General features: G+C 59.6%; 14 protein-coding genes and 1 pseudogene. 10 read left to right on the top strand and 5 right to left on the bottom strand.

Translation table 11 applies throughout. From position 1 onward, the window contains the following. Positions 1-7: 7 nt before the first annotated feature. On the top strand, positions 8-1,810 hold the full coding sequence (locus tag AC3IT9_RS02305; protein ID WP_489271892.1) for an acyl-CoA dehydrogenase: 1,803 nt from the start codon (positions 8-10) through the stop codon (positions 1,808-1,810). 144 nt (positions 1,811-1,954) lie between these two features. Here AC3IT9_RS02305 and AC3IT9_RS02300 read toward each other — a convergent pair whose 3' ends face one another. The 4 genes and pseudogenes from AC3IT9_RS02300 to AC3IT9_RS02285 form a co-directional block, all read right to left on the bottom strand. Continuing rightward, a complete protein-coding gene (locus tag AC3IT9_RS02300) occupies positions 1,955-2,686 on the bottom strand; it encodes a methyl-accepting chemotaxis protein (protein ID WP_489273475.1) in 732 nt (243 codons plus the stop codon). Positions 2,687-2,818: 132 nt separating this feature from the next. Beyond that, a pseudogene (locus tag AC3IT9_RS02295) lies at positions 2,819-3,847 on the bottom strand (HAMP domain-containing protein); the annotation flags it as partial. Between the two features lie 145 nt (positions 3,848-3,992). Next, positions 3,993-4,295, bottom strand: a complete 303-nt coding sequence (locus AC3IT9_RS02290; RefSeq protein WP_353741955.1) for a cell division protein ZapA — start codon at positions 4,293-4,295, stop codon at positions 3,993-3,995. Continuing rightward, positions 4,292-4,501: a hypothetical protein gene (locus AC3IT9_RS02285; protein WP_095943263.1), complete on the bottom strand. Its 210-nt coding sequence runs from the start codon at positions 4,499-4,501 to the stop codon at positions 4,292-4,294. The genes AC3IT9_RS02290 and AC3IT9_RS02285 overlap by 4 nt, the downstream gene beginning before the upstream one ends. 130 nt (positions 4,502-4,631) lie before the next feature. On the opposite strand from AC3IT9_RS02285, the gene AC3IT9_RS02280 reads away from it, so the two are divergent. From AC3IT9_RS02280 to trxC, 6 genes are all read left to right on the top strand, one after another. Next, positions 4,632-4,865, top strand: coding sequence for a hypothetical protein (locus AC3IT9_RS02280; protein ID WP_489271891.1), 234 nt, complete (start codon positions 4,632-4,634; stop codon positions 4,863-4,865). A gap of 214 nt (positions 4,866-5,079) precedes the next feature. Next, positions 5,080-5,505, top strand: coding sequence for a M10 family metallopeptidase C-terminal domain-containing protein (locus AC3IT9_RS02275; protein ID WP_150754765.1), 426 nt, complete (start codon positions 5,080-5,082; stop codon positions 5,503-5,505). A gap of 317 nt (positions 5,506-5,822) precedes the next feature. Then, entirely contained in the window at positions 5,823-7,565 is a 1,743-nt protein-coding gene (locus tag AC3IT9_RS02270; protein WP_489271889.1) for a potassium/proton antiporter, read from the top strand. Between the two features lie 34 nt (positions 7,566-7,599). Next, positions 7,600-10,950, top strand: a complete 3,351-nt coding sequence (mscK, locus tag AC3IT9_RS02265) for a mechanosensitive channel MscK (protein WP_489271888.1) — start codon at positions 7,600-7,602, stop codon at positions 10,948-10,950. Positions 10,951-10,998: 48 nt separating this feature from the next. Further along, on the top strand, positions 10,999-12,462 hold the full coding sequence (selO, locus tag AC3IT9_RS02260) for a protein adenylyltransferase SelO (protein ID WP_353741952.1): 1,464 nt from the start codon (positions 10,999-11,001) through the stop codon (positions 12,460-12,462). 73 nt (positions 12,463-12,535) lie between these two features. Beyond that, positions 12,536-12,970 (top strand): thioredoxin TrxC, encoded by a 435-nt coding sequence (trxC, locus tag AC3IT9_RS02255; protein ID WP_077432334.1) that lies wholly within the window; start codon positions 12,536-12,538, stop codon positions 12,968-12,970. A gap of 128 nt (positions 12,971-13,098) precedes the next feature. Here trxC and AC3IT9_RS02250 read toward each other — a convergent pair whose 3' ends face one another. Then, positions 13,099-13,869, bottom strand: coding sequence for a ParA family protein (locus tag AC3IT9_RS02250; protein ID WP_116262928.1), 771 nt, complete (start codon positions 13,867-13,869; stop codon positions 13,099-13,101). A gap of 355 nt (positions 13,870-14,224) precedes the next feature. Between AC3IT9_RS02250 and AC3IT9_RS02245 the strand changes: the two genes are divergently transcribed. The 3 genes from AC3IT9_RS02245 to AC3IT9_RS02235 are packed head-to-tail and all read left to right on the top strand — an operon-like array spanning position 14,225 to position 15,976. Further along, complete coding sequence (locus tag AC3IT9_RS02245) at positions 14,225-14,950, top strand: beta-ketoacyl synthase chain length factor (RefSeq protein WP_353741951.1); 726 nt, start codon at positions 14,225-14,227, stop codon at positions 14,948-14,950. Beyond that, positions 14,926-15,735, top strand: a complete 810-nt coding sequence (locus AC3IT9_RS02240) for a lysophospholipid acyltransferase family protein (protein WP_150754760.1) — start codon at positions 14,926-14,928, stop codon at positions 15,733-15,735. Before AC3IT9_RS02245 ends, AC3IT9_RS02240 begins: the two co-directional genes overlap by 25 nt. Beyond that, a complete protein-coding gene (locus tag AC3IT9_RS02235; RefSeq protein WP_150726617.1) occupies positions 15,716-15,976 on the top strand; it encodes a phosphopantetheine-binding protein in 261 nt (86 codons plus the stop codon). The genes AC3IT9_RS02240 and AC3IT9_RS02235 overlap by 20 nt, the downstream gene beginning before the upstream one ends. Positions 15,977-15,984: the final 8 nt, after the last annotated feature.

Here is a 15,984-nt window from a genome sequence, read left to right as displayed (position 1 = left end):
GGCCGCCATGTCCGAGACGTTGCTCAGTTCCCGCAATCTGGCTTTCGAGCTGTATGAAGTCCTTGATGCCGAGGGCCTGACCCAGCGTGAGCGTTTCGCCGAGCACAACCGCGAAACCTTCGATGCGGCCATTGGCACCGCCCGCAGCATCGCCGAGAAGTTCTTCGCCCCGCACAACCGCAAGGGCGACGAGAACGAGCCGCGCTATGAGAACGGTCAGGCGATTCTGATTCCGGAAGTGAAACCGGCGGTGGACGCCTTCCTCGAAGCCGGCTTCCTCAACGCCGCGCGCAGTTTCGACGCTGGCGGCATGCAGCTTCCTACGCTGCTGTCCCAGGCCTGCTTCGCGCACTTTCAATCGGCCAACGCGGCTTCGACGTCGTATCCGTTCCTGACCATGGGCGCGGCGAACCTGATCGAAAGCTTCGGCACCGATGAGCAGAAACGCCGCTTCCTGCAGCCGATGATCGACGGCCGTTTCTTCGGCACCATGGCCCTGACCGAACCCCACGCGGGCTCGTCGCTGTCGGATATTCGTACCCGCGCGGAACCTGCGTCCGACGGCACTTATCGCCTCAAGGGCAACAAGATCTTCATCTCCGGCGGCGATCATCCGCTGTCGGAAAACATCGTGCACATGGTGCTGGCCAAGCTGCCGGACGCGCCGGCCGGGGTGAAGGGGATTTCGCTGTTTATCGTGCCCAAGTTCCTGGTCAACGACGATGGCAGCCTCGGTCAGCGCAATGACGTGTTGCTGGCCGGGCTGTTCCACAAGATGGGCTGGCGTGGCACCACGTCCACGGCGCTGAACTTCGGCGATAACGGTAAGTGCGTCGGCTATCTGGTGGGCAAGCCGCACCAGGGCTTGAGTTACATGTTCCAGATGATGAACGAGGCGCGGATCGGCGTCGGCATGGGTGCCGTGATGCTTGGTTACGCGGGTTATCTGTATTCGCTGGAGTACGCCCGCGAACGTCCGCAGGGCCGCGTGCCGGACAGCAAGGACCCGAACACCGCGCCGGTGGCGATCATTCAGCACGCCGACGTTAAACGCATGCTGCTGACGCAAAAGGCCTACGTCGAAGGCTCGTTCGACCTCGGCCTGTACGCGGCACGCTTGTTCGATGACACCACGACGCTCGAGACTGAAGCCGAACGCAAGCAGGCCCATCAACTGCTGGACCTGCTGACGCCGATCGTCAAATCCTGGCCGTCGGAGTTCTGCCTGAAGGCCAACGAACTGGCGATCCAGATCCTCGGCGGCCACGGCTACACCCGCGAATACCCGGTGGAGCAGTACTACCGCGACAACCGCCTGAACCCGATCCACGAAGGCACCCACGGCATTCAGTCGCTGGACCTGCTGGGGCGCAAACTGGCGCAGAACGGCGGTGCGGGGCTCAAGCAACTGATCCGCCTGATCGCCGACACCGCCGAGCGCGCCCAGGCGTTTGATTCGCTGACGCCGCTGCGCGAACCGCTGGAGAAACTGGTGGCGCGCCTGCAAACCGTGACCATCGGCCTGCTGACTGATCTGGCACAAGGCAAGGTCAACAGCAGCCTGGCGAACTCGGCGCTATACCTGAAGGTGTTTGGTCACACCGTGATTGGCTGGCGCTGGCTGGAGCAGGCGGTCCGTGCCGAGGAAGGCCTGGCCAAGGGGAATGCGGCGGATGTGGCCTTCTATAAAGGCAAGTTGCAGGCGGCGCGGTATTTCCTGACGTGGGAAGTGCCGGGTTGTCACCATGAGCTGACGATTCTTGAGGCGCGGGATGATGTGTGCCTGGGGATGCAGGATGAGTGGTTCTAACCCCAAGTATTTGTAGTGCTGCTTAGATCCATTCGCGAGCAAGCCCGCTCCCACACTGGTTCAGGGTTGAGCACATAATAGGTGAGCACCCTGAATCAGTGTGGGAGCGGGCTTGCTCGCGAAGGCGTCCGCACAGACGCCACATCACCCCAACTTGAACCCACCCATCTGCCGCGCCAGATCATCCGCCAACCGCTGCAACGTCTGGCAATCATCCCGACAGGCCCTGACCTCCCCCGCCGTCGCCCGAGCCAGATCGGAAATGCCCTGAACATTGCGATTGATCTCTTCGGTAACCACCGATTGCTCTTCCGTCGCCGTCGCTACCTGATGGTTCATGTCGCTGATGCGCTCAACCTGCCCGGTAATCGCAGTCAACGAGGCGCCGGTACGCTGGCTCGACTCGACACCCGTGCCCGTCGCGGCTTGCCCGGAATGCATCGACGACACCGCGTTTTCCGCACCTTGCTTGAGGCTGCCGATCATCTGCTGGATTTCATCGGTGGACGATTGCGTACGTCGCGCCAGGGTGCGCACTTCATCGGCAACCACGGCAAACCCACGGCCCATGTCCCCGGCCCGCGCCGCTTCGATGGCGGCATTGAGCGCCAACAGATTGGTCTGCTCGGAAATCCCGCGGATCACCGCCAGCACCTGATCGATCGACGCCACCTGATGCGCCAATTCACCCACAGCGCTGGCGGCGACACCGATTTCGTCGGACATGCTTTCAATATGCCGGATCGAGCCACCCACCGCTTCCCGTGCCTGCATCGCCTCATCCCGAGCCGTTTGCGATGCGACCGCCGCATTACCGGCGTTCTGGGCGATTTCCTGAACAGTCAGGCCCATTTCATGGACAGCAGTGGCCACCATGTCGGTCATTTCCTGCTGGCGGCCGGAGCGTTCAGCGGTGTTGTCCACAACTCTGGCCACTTGCCCCACAGCCGTGCGCAAACGTTCGCTGGTGGTCAGCACTTCGCCGATCATGTCGCGCTGGCTATCCAGGAACCGATTGAAACCGCGAGCCAGATCGCCCAGCTCATCGGCGCGACTGGAATCTAACCGTCGGGTCAAATCTCCACCACCGCTACCGATGGCAACCAGTGCCGCTGTTACCTGACGAATCGGTCGTACCAACCCACGGGCCAACAACACCACCAGCAGCAGACACACAATCGCCACCGCCAGGCCGATGCCACTGCTCATCCACATGGCGCGGCGGGCTTCGGCGTAGATCTGTGATTGCGGCACTTCGGCCACCAGGGTCCAGCCGAGATCGCGCAATGGCAGGCTTAACGCGAGGAAGTCTTCGCCGTCACGCTGGAAGCCGCTGCTGGTGGCAGCTTTTTGACTCATCACCGATTGTGCCGCCGCAGCGCCTATTTGCTCCGTAAGGTTGCGTTTGCCACTGAATTGCGCCTCGGGATGAACCTGGATCAAACCGTCGGAACGCACGAGATAGACCTTGCCACGCTCCCCAAAGTTGAAGTTGTGAATCAGCTCCGACAGCTCTTTCATGCTCAGGCCAAGCCCGGCAACACCCACGACTTTACCGGCCTGCTCGACTTTGAAGTCGATGAAAAGCGCCAATTCTCCGGTCGCCGTGTCATTGTCGATATTGAGGGTGCGCGGCTGGTTGCTGTCGAGAAAGGAGTAGAACCAGGCGTCTTTCGGATTGGAACGACTGAGGGTCCGATCCAGGCCTTTTTCGGTGAAATAATGGTTGGACGCAGTGCCGACAATAATCGCGGTAAAGGCCTTGTGCTCGGCGCGAACACCTTCGAGATAGGTAGTAAACGTGCCAGCCTGGGCACTGTCTTCACCCCCGGCCAACCAGTCGCGCACCATGCTGTTGCTGGCGATGTCCTTGGCGGCGGTGAGGGGTTGAACGAGGATCCGTTCGATGTCGTTGCGCATCGCTTCGATGCTCGACGGCAAGGCTTGCTCGACCAGATAGCTCTGGGCGAGGCGGTTGACCACCAGGGTATAAATGCCAACCACGATCAGGATACTGACGAGCAGGGCGGTGCCCATACTCAGGATCAACTGCCATTGAATACTGCGTCGCCAGAACTGCATGGAGCACCCCCAAAGAATAAGAGGCTGAAACACTGCAACAGCCGTGCCGATTGTATACAAACCAACCGACAATCTATTCTTTGGTTGTGCGCAAAGCCGATCAGGCCTGATTGATCGTCTTGGAGATCACTTCAACCGTGGCGCTGACTTGCTCTTGGTAACGGTCGAGGTCGAGCTTGTGCTGTTTCTGCATTTCGATCTGCTGGGAGCACAGATTCATCGCCGCCAGCACCAGCAGTCGGTCACCGATCAGCGTCGGGTACTTCCTCTTGGTTTCGGCCAGGGCTGCCTTCAACATCATCGCGGCGTCCAGCAGGGTTTGTTCTTCCCCGACCGGTGCCTTGATCGAATAGTCCTCCCCCAGGATCGAGACGACTTTTACCCCTGCGGCGTTGTAACTCATGCGCTGACAGGGCCTGCGCTGACGCGCTCAACCAGGGCCTGGATGCGAGCCGCCGTGGCGCCTTGCTTCTCTTCGTGTTCCATCAGGCTCAGTTGCAGGCTTTCGTTTTCATCTTTGGCCTGGGCCAGTTCCGCGGTCAGGTTCTGGTTCTGTTGCACCAGGTCGCTGACCAGTTGTTCCAATTGGCTTAGGGATGCTTCCAACATTTTGATTTTCCGGGCTTTTTCAAAGGGCGCGTACGATAAAGAAAAGTCACCCTGGATGCCAGGGTTATACAGGCGCAAAGCCTTGATTTTGCTGACGAGTGACCTTTCTCGCGAACTGTAGAGACTGTGATTGGCCGATCTGGTTCCTGCACTTCGTCGCCGTGACGTTTGTGCGATACCCCTGCTGCGGATTTCCGCCTCCCTCCATTTGGCCTCTCTGACCCGGCAGAACAATAAAATCGAACGGGACGCCACGGCGGACAACGAAATCAATAAATATACCCACACCCTCATTTCACCCCATCCAACTTACCTCTATTCGACGCCACAACGCCAATTCAATATAAATAAAATAGCACACTGAAGAACTCCACACTTCAGACAAGCCCCGACAAACTTAAATAAGCATTCACACCACCCACTAACACAATAAAACAACCAAGAAACACCTCGAATAAAACCCGCGCTCGCAATGACAATTCAGACTATGGAATAATTTATTCACCGCCGGATAGCGGATCAAACTAAAAAATCATCAAAAAAACTTTATTTACATACCCAACGAGAGTTGATTCATCATGATAGACAATCAAAAAAACTTCACCCCTCCTACTTTAGTAACTGCAGACCCCGCTCCACAGCACACTGCTACCGCAACAAGCCCTGGCATTACCTTGACACCAAACGATAGAGGCGGCGTCACCTATGGCATCGTCGAATTTCTCGAAGGATCCAGAAAATCTCAATACATCTCTAACTTCGAAACAGGTAAAGACCGCATCGACATGTCAACAGCCCTAAAAAATGCTGGAGTTGGCTCTTTGAATTTTAATCTTTCGGACATCTCTGAATTCAAGAACCCAGGCGATGCATTTCTGGATTACTTACCTCACAACAACCAGAGCAATATTCTCGTAAAAAGTCAAAGCGCTAAATCAATGATGGTCATTTCGGTGACAGGCCTCGTACGCCTGGGAGATATCGTCGATTCTGGATGGTCCTGACACATCGTAGAAAACAACCTGCCAACACTTATCAAAAGCGGACTCAAAGATCCAGCAAGACAATCGCTTCATTCTTGAAAAACTATTGACTATCGCCAATTAGAAATCCAACTCAAATTAAATCCTGGGTGGAAAAACTATATCCCGCTCGAATGGAGCCTTCATCGACGCAACAGTAAGCCAATCAAGAGACAGCACCTGAGCAGGCGCCCTCAAAACCTTTTTTGACAGCGACGCAATTCAACAGGTTAGAATCGCTGGCACGCAGACTGCATGGTCAGTTTGCGCCCGCCTTTCAGCTTTCTGGAGTACTGCCTTTGAATGCGACGACCATCAACAGCCTGTTCTTGATCGGCGCGTTGCTGGTAGGTGCGAGCATTCTGGTGAGCTCACTGTCGTCCCGTCTCGGCATCCCGATTCTGGTGATCATCCTGGCCGTCGGCATGGCGGCCGGTGTCGATGGCGCCGGCATTCTTTTTGATAACTACCCCACGGCTTATCTGGTCGGCAACCTCGCACTGGCAGTGATCCTGCTCGACGGCGGCTTGCGCACCCGGGTGTCGAGTTTCCGCGTGGCGTTATGGCCGGCGTTGTCCCTGGCCACGGTCGGGGTACTGATTACCACCGGGCTGACCGGCATGGCGGCCGCGTGGCTGTTCGACTTGAACCTGATTCAGGGCCTGCTGATCGGCGCCATCGTCGGCTCCACCGACGCCGCGGCGGTGTTCTCGCTATTGGGTGGCAAAGGCCTGAACGAGCGGGTAACCGCCAGCCTTGAAATCGAATCCGGCAGCAACGACCCGATGGCGGTGTTCCTCACCGTCACCCTGATCGACATGCTCGCCAGCGGCCAGACCGGCCTGCACTGGAGCCTGCTGACACATCTGATCCGCGAGTTCGGTATCGGTGGCGTCATCGGCCTGGGCGGTGGCTGGCTGATGCTGCAACTGGTCAATCGCATCAATCTGGCCACCGGTTTGTATCCGATTCTGGTCATCGCTGGCGGGTTGGTCGTCTTTGCCCTGACCAACGCCCTGCACGGCAGCGGCTTCCTGGCGGTGTACATCTGCGGCCTGGTGATCGGCAACCGTCCGGTGCGCAGCCGCCACGGCATCCTGCACATGCTCGACGGCATGGCCTGGCTGGCGCAGATCGGCATGTTCCTGGTGCTGGGGCTGCTGGTGACGCCTCACGATCTGCTGCCAATTGCCTTACCGGCACTGGCCCTGGCGCTGTGGATGATTCTGTTTGCCCGGCCACTGTCGGTGATGGTCGGCTTGCTGCCGTTCAAGGCATTCCATGGTCGCGAGAAAACGTTCATCTCCTGGGTCGGCTTGCGCGGCGCGGTCCCGATCATTCTCGCGGTGTTCCCGCTGATGGCCGGCCTGCCCAACGCCCAGCTGTACTTCAACCTCGCGTTCTTTATCGTGCTGGTGTCGCTGCTGGTTCAGGGCACGAGCCTGCCGTGGGTCGCCAAGCTGCTGAAGGTGACGGTGCCCCCGGAGCCTGCACCCATCTCCCGCTCGGCCCTGGAAGTGCACGTCACCAGCGAGTGGGAGCTGTTCGTCTATCGCCTCGGCGCGGAAAAATGGTGCATCGGTTCGCCCCTGCGCGAGCTGAAAATGCCCGAAGGCACCCGTATCGCCGCCCTGTTTCGCGGCCAACAATTGCTCCATCCGTCGGGTAGTACGGTGCTCGAAGTCGATGATTTGCTCTGTGTCATCGGCCATGAACACAACCTGCCGGCCCTCGGAAAACTCTTCAGCCAGGCGCCACAACGGGGCCTCGATCTGCGCTTCTTCGGCGACTTCGTACTCGAAGGAGACGCCCAGCTGGCCGCAGTTGCGGCCCTGTATGGCCTGAAGGTCGAAGGCATCGATCCGGACATGTCCCTGGCCCACTTCATTGCCCAGAAGGTCGGCGGCGCGCCGGTGGTGGGTGACCAGGTGGAATGGAACAACACCATTTGGACCGTGGCTGTCATGGACGGGAACAAGATCGGTAAAGTGGGCGTCAGATTCCCCGAAGGAAGTCGCCCGGGTCCCGGACTCTTCCTCTAAACTGCTTCCACTATCACTTGCTTGACCGGTCTTTATGCCTAATCTGCGCTCCATTTTCGCCATCGCCCTGCTAGGTTTGAGTCTCTCTGTCAGTACTTTGCAAGCGGCCGAACCGCCTTCCAGCGAAGCCGTGCAATCGAGCCTGGACAAGATTGCCGACCGCAAACTGCCGGAAGCCGATCAGAAGGCCCTGCAATCCGTCCTGCAAGGCACGCTGAGCCAGCTCAACAACAAGCGTGACTACGAGCAGAAGCTGGTCGCGCTCAAGCAGCAATTGAGCAGTGCACCCAAACAGACCATCGAGAACCAGCGTGAACTGACCCGCCTCAAGGCCAGTTCCGTGGTGCCGGTGGCGCAGCGTTTCGCCAAGGAACCGATCCAGCAGCTGGAACAATTGCTCACCGAGCGTTCCACCCAGCAAAGCGACCTGCAAAAAGCCCTGGCCGATGCCAACAGCCTGATCATCACCGCCCAGACCCGCCCCGAGCGCGCCCAGGCGGAGATCTCCAGCAGCCAGACGCGCATTCAGCAGATCAACACCATCCTCAAGAACGGCAAGGACGCCGGCAAGACCCTGAGCCCCGAGCAGCGCGACCAGCTCAATGCCGAGCTTGCAGCGCTGAACGCGCTGATCCCGCTGCGGCGCCAGGAGCTGGCCGGCAATACCCAATTGCAGGACCTCGGCAGCAGCCAGCATGACCTGTTGTCGGAGCGGTCCGACCGCCTGGATCGGGAAATCCAGGAACTGCAAACCCTGATCAACCAGAAGCGTCTGGCGTTGTCCCAGGAAACGGTCACCCAGCAATCCATCGAAGCGCAGAAAGCCGGCGGCAGCAGCCTTTTGGCCACCGAAAGCGCGGCCAACCTGAAGCTCTCGGACTACCTGCTCAAAAGCACCGACCGCCTGAACGAAGTCACCCAGCAGAACCTGCAGACCAAGCAACAGCTGGACAGCCTGACCCAGAGCGATTCGGCCCTGGACGAGCAAATCAACGTGCTCAAAGGCAGCCTGCTGCTCTCGAAGATTCTCTACAAACAGAAACAGGCGTTGCCGCGCCTGCGGCTCGACCGCAACCTGGCCGACCAGATCGCCGACATTCGCCTGTATCAGTTCGAAGTCAGCCAGCAGCGGGAATTGCTGAGTAATCCGGCCACCTACGTCGAAAACCTGCTGTCGACCCAACCCCCCGAGCAAGTCACGGCGCAGCTGCGCAAAAGCCTGATGGAACTGGCCACCACCCGCGCCGACCTGCTGGAGCGACTGAACCGCGAACTGAGCGCGGTGCTCAATGAATCCATCACCCTGCAACTGAACCAGAAACAACTGCTCAGCACCGCGCAAAGCCTGCGGGCGACCCTCGATGAGCAGATGTTCTGGATTCCCAGCAACAAGCCGCTGGACCTGGAGTGGATTCACAGTGTGCCGGATCGCCTCGAGCGGCAACTCGATTCGCTGCCGGTACTTTCAAGCCTGAGCGAACTGACCGATGGCCTGACCCAGCGCCCTCTGCTGTTCCTGCCACTGGCCCTGCTGATCGGTGCGCTGCTGTGGCGGCGCAAGAATCTGTACACGCGACTGATCAAGGTTCACCAGGACATCGGTCACTTCAAGCGCGATAGCCAGTGGCATACGCCGCAGGCGATTCTGATCAATATTTTGCTGGCGATGCCGGTTTCCCTGGGCCTCGCATTGTGCGGGCTGGCCCTGCAAATCGACGCCCGTGGGCAGAACGCCAATATGGGCGCGGCGCTGCTGCAAATGGCCGGGGCCTGGCTGGTGTTCTACACCGCCTACCGGATCCTCGCGCCGGGTGGCGTGGCGGAACTGCATTTCCGCTGGGAAAAGCCCCAGGTGGAATTCCTGCGCAGATGGATCCGCCGCCTCGGCATCGTGGTCATGGCACTGGTGACTGTCGTCGCCGTTGCCGAACTGCAACCGGCGGCACTGGCTGATGACGTGCTCGGCATGCCGGTGGTGCTGATCTGCTACGCCTTGATGACCTTGCTGCTCAGCCGCCTGCTCATCAGCAGCCCGACCCACGAAAACGCTTCGCTGTTCCGCAAACTGGTAGGGATCCTGTTCACCGCCCTGCCTGTCGCGCTGTTCGTGGCGGTGTGCTTCGGCTACTACTACACCGCGCTGAAGCTCAGCGACCGTTTGATCAACACCCTGTACCTGCTGATGTTCTGGCTGGTGATCGAAGCCACCTTCGTGCGCGGCCTCAGTGTGGCGGCCCGGCGCCTGGCCTACCAGCGCGCCCTGGCCAAGCGGCTGGCCGCCAAAGAGGCCGGCGATGGCGAAGCGGTGATCGAAGAACCGACGATGGACATCGAGAAGGTCAACGAACAGTCCCTGCGCCTGATCCGCCTGGCACTGCTCGGCGGCTTCATGGCGGCACTGTATTGGGTCTGGGCCGACCTGATCACGGTGTTCTCGTACCTGGACAACGTCACCCTCTACGAATACACCAGCGGTACCGGCGCCAACATGAGCATGGTGCCGATCAGCATCGGCGACATGCTTGGCGCGTTGATCATCATCGGCATCACCTTCGCGCTGGCGCGCAACCTGCCGGGCTTGCTCGAAGTGTTCGTGCTGTCCAAGCTCAATCTTGCCCAGGGCAGCGCCTACGCGACCACCACGTTGCTGTCGTACGTGATCGCCGGCGTCGGTTTTGTCTCGACGCTGTCGACCCTCGGCGTAAGCTGGGACAAGTTGCAATGGCTGGTAGCGGCGCTGTCGGTCGGCCTCGGCTTCGGCATGCAGGAAATCTTCGCCAACTTCATTTCCGGCATCATGATCCTGTTCGAACGTCCGGTGCGGATCGGTGACACCATCACCATCGGCAACCTGTCGGGCACGGTGAGCAAGATTCGCATCCGTGCCACGACCATCACCGACTTCGATCGCAAGGACATCATCGTCCCGAACAAGACGTTCATTACCGGGCAACTGATCAACTGGTCGCTGACCGACACCATCACCCGGGTGACCCTCAAGCTCGGCGTCGACTACGGCTCGGACCTGGACCTGGTGAAAGAGCTGTTGCTCAAGGCCGCACGCGATAACCCGCGCGTGCTGAAAGACCCGGAACCGCACGTGTACTTCCTGAATTTCGGCGAAAGCACCCTCGACCACGAGTTGCGCATGCACGTGCGCGACCTCGGCGACCGCAACCCGGTGCTCGACGAGGTCAACCGCTTCATCAACCGCGAGTTCAAGAAGCAGCACATCAATATCTCGTTCCGGCAGATGGAGGTCTACCTCAAGAACCTGCACGGCCAGGAATACAAGATGGTGCCGATCGAGCCGGAAGCGAAAACCATCGTGCCGATCGTCGACGGCAAGTCGTCGCAACAACCGCCGGCCGCCAAACTCGACTAACCGGCCTTTCCCCAGCAGAATGCTCGGACATTCTGCTGGAGCCGGCCCTTGAAAGCCCTCGACGAACTCACCTTCGATAACCGCTTCGACCGCCTGGGCGATGCGTTTTCCGCCCATGTACTGCCTGAGCCCATCGATAATCCGCGCCTGGTCGTGGCCAGCCCCGCCGCCATGGCGTTGCTGGACCTCGACCCGGCCGTGGCCGAAACCCCGGAGTTCGCCGAACTGTTCAGCGGCCACAAGCTCTGGGCCGACGCGATTCCAAGGGCGATGGTCTATTCCGGGCATCAGTTCGGCTCCTACAACCCGCAACTGGGCGACGGTCGCGGCCTGTTGCTCGGCGAGGTGTACAACGAGGCCGGCGAACACTGGGACCTGCACCTCAAGGGCGCCGGCCAGACGCCGTTTTCACGCATGGGCGATGGCCGGGCGGTACTGCGCTCGTCGATCCGCGAATTCCTCGCTTCCGAAGCCCTGAATGCCCTGAACATCCCGACTACCCGCGCCCTGTGCGTGATCGGCTCCGATACCCCGGTGTGGCGTGAAAAACAGGAGCGCGCGGCCATGGTCCTGCGCCTGGCGCCGAGCCATGTGCGCTTCGGGCACTTCGAATATTTCTACTACACCAAGCGCCCCGAGCAGCAGAAAGAGCTGGGTGATCACGTGCTGGCCATGCACTTCCCGCAGTGCCTGGAACAACCGGAGCCTTACCTGGCGATGTTCCGCGAAGTGGTGGAGCGCAATGCCGAGCTGATTGCCAAGTGGCAGGCCTATGGCTTCTGCCACGGAGTGATGAACACCGACAACATGTCGATCCTGGGCATCACCTTCGATTTCGGCCCGTTCGCCTTCCTCGACGACTTCGACGCCAACTTCATCTGCAATCACTCAGACGACCAGGGCCGCTACTCCTTCAACAACCAGGTGCCGATTGGCCAGTGGAACCTCAGCGCGTTGGCCCAGGCACTGACGCCGTTCATCAGCGTCGAAGCCCTGCGCGAAACCCTCGGCCTGTACCTGCCGCTGTTCCAGGCTCATTACCTGGACCTGATGCGCCGCCGACTCGGCCTGACCACGGCGGAGGATGACGACCAGAAATTGCTGGAGAACCTGCTGCAACTGATGCAAAACAGCGGCGTCGACTACAGCCTGTTTTTTCGCCGCCTGGGTGATGAAGCACCGGAACAGGCCATCACCCGCTTGCGTGACGACTTTGTCGACCTCAAGGGCTTTGATGCCTGGGGCGAACTCTACGTCGCCCGGGTGGCCCGTGAAGGCACGCTTGATCAAGAGCAGCGCCGCCAGCGGATGCACGCGGTCAACCCGCTGTACATCCTGCGCAACTACCTGGCGCAAAAGGCTATCGAAGCGGCGCAGAGCGGCGACTACTCGGAAGTCCGCCGGCTACACGCAGTGCTGAGCAATCCGTTCGAGGAGCAACCGGGGATGGAGAGCTACGCCGAGCGACCACCGGAATGGGGCAAGCATCTGGAGATCAGTTGTTCGTCGTGAGGCACTGCACAATTGAAAATCTGGAGTGATGTCTCCAGATAAGGCTCATTCGCTTTCGACTGGACGATTTGTCATGACCGACCCACTCCTCATACCCTGCCCCCACTGCAACGGCCTCAACCGCATTCCCGCCGAGCGCCTCAACGACCACCCGAAATGCGGACGCTGCAAGGCCGAAGTCCTGCTGAGCAAACCGTTTGAGTTGAAGCAAGGCGACTACGCCAGCCAGATCAAGGGCGATCTGCCGTTGTTGGTGGATGTGTGGGCGGATTGGTGCGGGCCGTGCAAGTCGTTTGCACCGGTGTTCGAGCAGGCAGCCGGGCAACTGGCGGGCAAGTGTCGGCTGGCCAAACTGGACAGCGAGGCGAACCAGCAGTTGTCGGCGCAGTTGGGGATTCGCTCGATTCCGAGCCTGATCCTGTTCAAGAACGGCCGGGAAGTCGCCCGGCAGAGCGGGGCCTTTCCGTTACCGCAACTGATGAGCTGGTTGCGTAGCCAAGGCATCTGAAACCACCAACAATCAATGTGGGAGCGGGCTTGCTCGCGAAGAGGCCGTTACATTCAACATCTAAGTTGACTGACACGACGCCTTCGCGAGCAAGCCCGCTCCCACAGGGTTTTGTGTCGCCTGAAAGATCAGGCGTTTTCCAGCAGATTGTGCAGCTCAACGAATTGCTGGGTCAACTTGTGCCGCGGGTCGAGATGGATCAGCGGCGTGTTGGCCTGGTGGGATTCGCGCATGCGTACCGAGCTGGCCAGGTACACCGGCAACACCGGCAGGCCTTCGGCGATCAGTTCATCGAGAATTTGCTGGGGCAGGCTGGCGCGGGCCTGGAACTGGTTGACGACGATGCCTTCGACTTCCAGACCTTCGTTATGGTCTTCCTTCAACTCCTCGATTTCCGCCATCAGGCCGTACAGTGCCTGGCGTGAAAAGCTGTCGCAATCGAAGGGAATCAACACACGATCGGCGGCAATCAACGCTGAAACCGCATAGAAATTCAGCGCTGGCGGGGTATCGAGGTAAATCCGGTCGTAGTCTTCGCTCAGCTCTTCCAGCAACTTACGCAGCTTGTTGATCTTGTGCTTGGCTTCAAGCTTTGGCTGCAAGTCCGCCAGCTCGGCGGTGGCGGTAACAACATGGAGGTTATCGAAGGGGGTTTCGTAGATGTCGACCTGATTCTTTTTGGAGAACGGCCCGGAAGACAGCGTCTGCTTGAAGAAATCGGCGATGCCCATCGGGATATCGCTACCGGTGAGCCCCGTCAGGTACTGAGTGGAGTTGGCCTGGGCATCGAGATCCACCAACAAGGTGCGAAAGCCCTCGCTGGCACTGACTGCCGCCAGATTGCAGGCAATGCTCGATTTGCCAACACCACCTTTCTGATTGAACACCACGCGCCGCATGTCAAAACCTCCGTGTATCAAAGAATGACCGAGTGTAGTGGTCCACCGCGTTGCTTCGCTACCTTGTCGGCAAAGGGACTACACAGTCAGTTGCCTTCTCCTGCTTGAAAAGCCCTGAACGGCTCGGTGATTCAACGCCAGAACCGACAGACGGAGTAATAATTCTGTGAATAATTACCAATCGTTCAAATTTTGCGAGCCAGCCGCTTCATCTTGCTGAGCAAAATGTAACCAGCATTTGCTACACGTTCCCGGCACCGGGATAATGCGCGCCACTCGGCGCCAAACGCCACGCAGGGTAAGTCCCGGCTCCCGGCCACTCCCCGCGTCAAGTAAGCCCGTGAGGGTGGGATGAATGTCTGTGATCAACTTCAACATCGCCCAATGGCGCGCCTGGGCCCCGGGGCTTGATAGCGTGACCGATTGGCAGGCCTGGTGCCGACAACCGGTCGTGCTGCCGGACAGCGATGCCGTTCCCGACGTTTCCTTTCTGCCCGCCATGCAGCGTCGGCGGCTCAGCCGTCTGGCGCGCATGGCATTCAGTGTCGGCTGGCCATTGGCCGAAGGTCGGCAGGATTTGCCATTGGTCTTTGTGTCCCGTCATGGCGAAACGCCCCGCACGGTCGACATTCTTAGTGATCTGGCCGCCGACCAGCCACTATCTCCAACCCAGTTCAGCTTGTCCGTGCATAACGCGATCATTGGCTTGTGGTCGATCATGCGTGGTGAAACCAGCGAAATGACCGCCCTGGCCGCCGCAGGCGATGGCCTGGAACATGGCATGCTCGAAGCTGCCGCGCTGCTGGCTGACGGCGCTGGCGCGGTACTGCTGGTGGTCACCGAAGAGCAGCCGCCCGAGGCTTACTCGACCTGGATCGACGACGTGCCGTTCCCTTATGCCGTCGGCCTGCTGATCACACCCGGCACCGACTGGCAGTTGTCCCTGAACAGCCCCTCGGATGCGTTGTCCAAATCCCGCTGGCCCCACGCGCTGAATCTATTGTGTGCGCTGCTCGGCCAGCAAACCACCTGCCAACATGCCTGGAAAAATCGTGTATGGACCTGGCAACGCAACCCGTGACCGAGAAAAACCGCGACGCCTATTACTGGCGCTTGCTGGCCACCGCCGCGAGCTTTGCCCTGTTCGGGCTGGGCGGGCTGTGCCTGCGCCTGGTGATTTTCCCTTTGCTGAACTGCCTGCCGGGCGACGCCCGGACCCATCGACTGCGGGCCCGGCAAACGGTCAGCCGCTGTTTCTGGATTTTTGTGCGCTTCATGGCCCGTACCGGGGTGCTGACCTACAACATTGAAGGCGCGGAAAAACTCGGTCGTCCCGGGCAAATGATCATTGCCAACCACCCATCGCTGATCGACGTGGTCTTTCTGATCGGCCTGGTGCGTCACGCCAACTGCGTGGTCAAGCAAAGCCTCTGGGAAAATCCTTTCACCCGCGGACCACTGCGCTGCACCGAATACATCAGCAACGACGGCAGCATGGACATGCTCGACGCCGCTGCCGACGCGCTGAAAGACGGCCAGACCCTGATCATTTTCCCCGAAGGTACGCGCACCCAACCCGGCCAGGCACCGGCCTTTCATCGGGGAGGCGCGGCAATCGCCCTGCGTGGTGCGAAAATCCTCACCCCGGTCATTATCAAGGTCAGCCCGACCACATTGACCAAGGCCGAACCCTGGTATCGCATCCCCAAGCGGCGCGTGCACTTCAGTTTCCGGGTCGGGGCCGATATAGACCCACAGACCTTCGCCACGCAGGGGCCGGCTCCGCAGGCCTCGCGCAAGCTCAACGATTATCTACATTCTTACTTTATTAAGGAGCTCGCCGAAGATGAGCGATCTGCACCGTGATATCAAAATGCTTATCATCGACGCCCTTGGCCTGGAAGACATCAGTGCCGACGACATCGGCAATGACCAGATCCTGTTCGGCGAAGGCCTGGGCCTGGACTCGGTGGACGCCCTGGAACTGGGCCTGGCCATCCAGAAAAAGTACGGCATCAAAATCGACGCCGATGCCAAGGACACACGCAATCACTTCAGTAACGTGGCGAGCCTTGTGGCGTTCGTCACCGCAAAACAGGCAGCTTGAGACCGGAC

It is taken from the genome of Pseudomonas sp. KH_046_1 (assembly GCF_057839025.1).
Note: the sequence above shows the minus strand (reverse complement) of the source record. Positions and strands in the feature narration are given on the sequence as shown.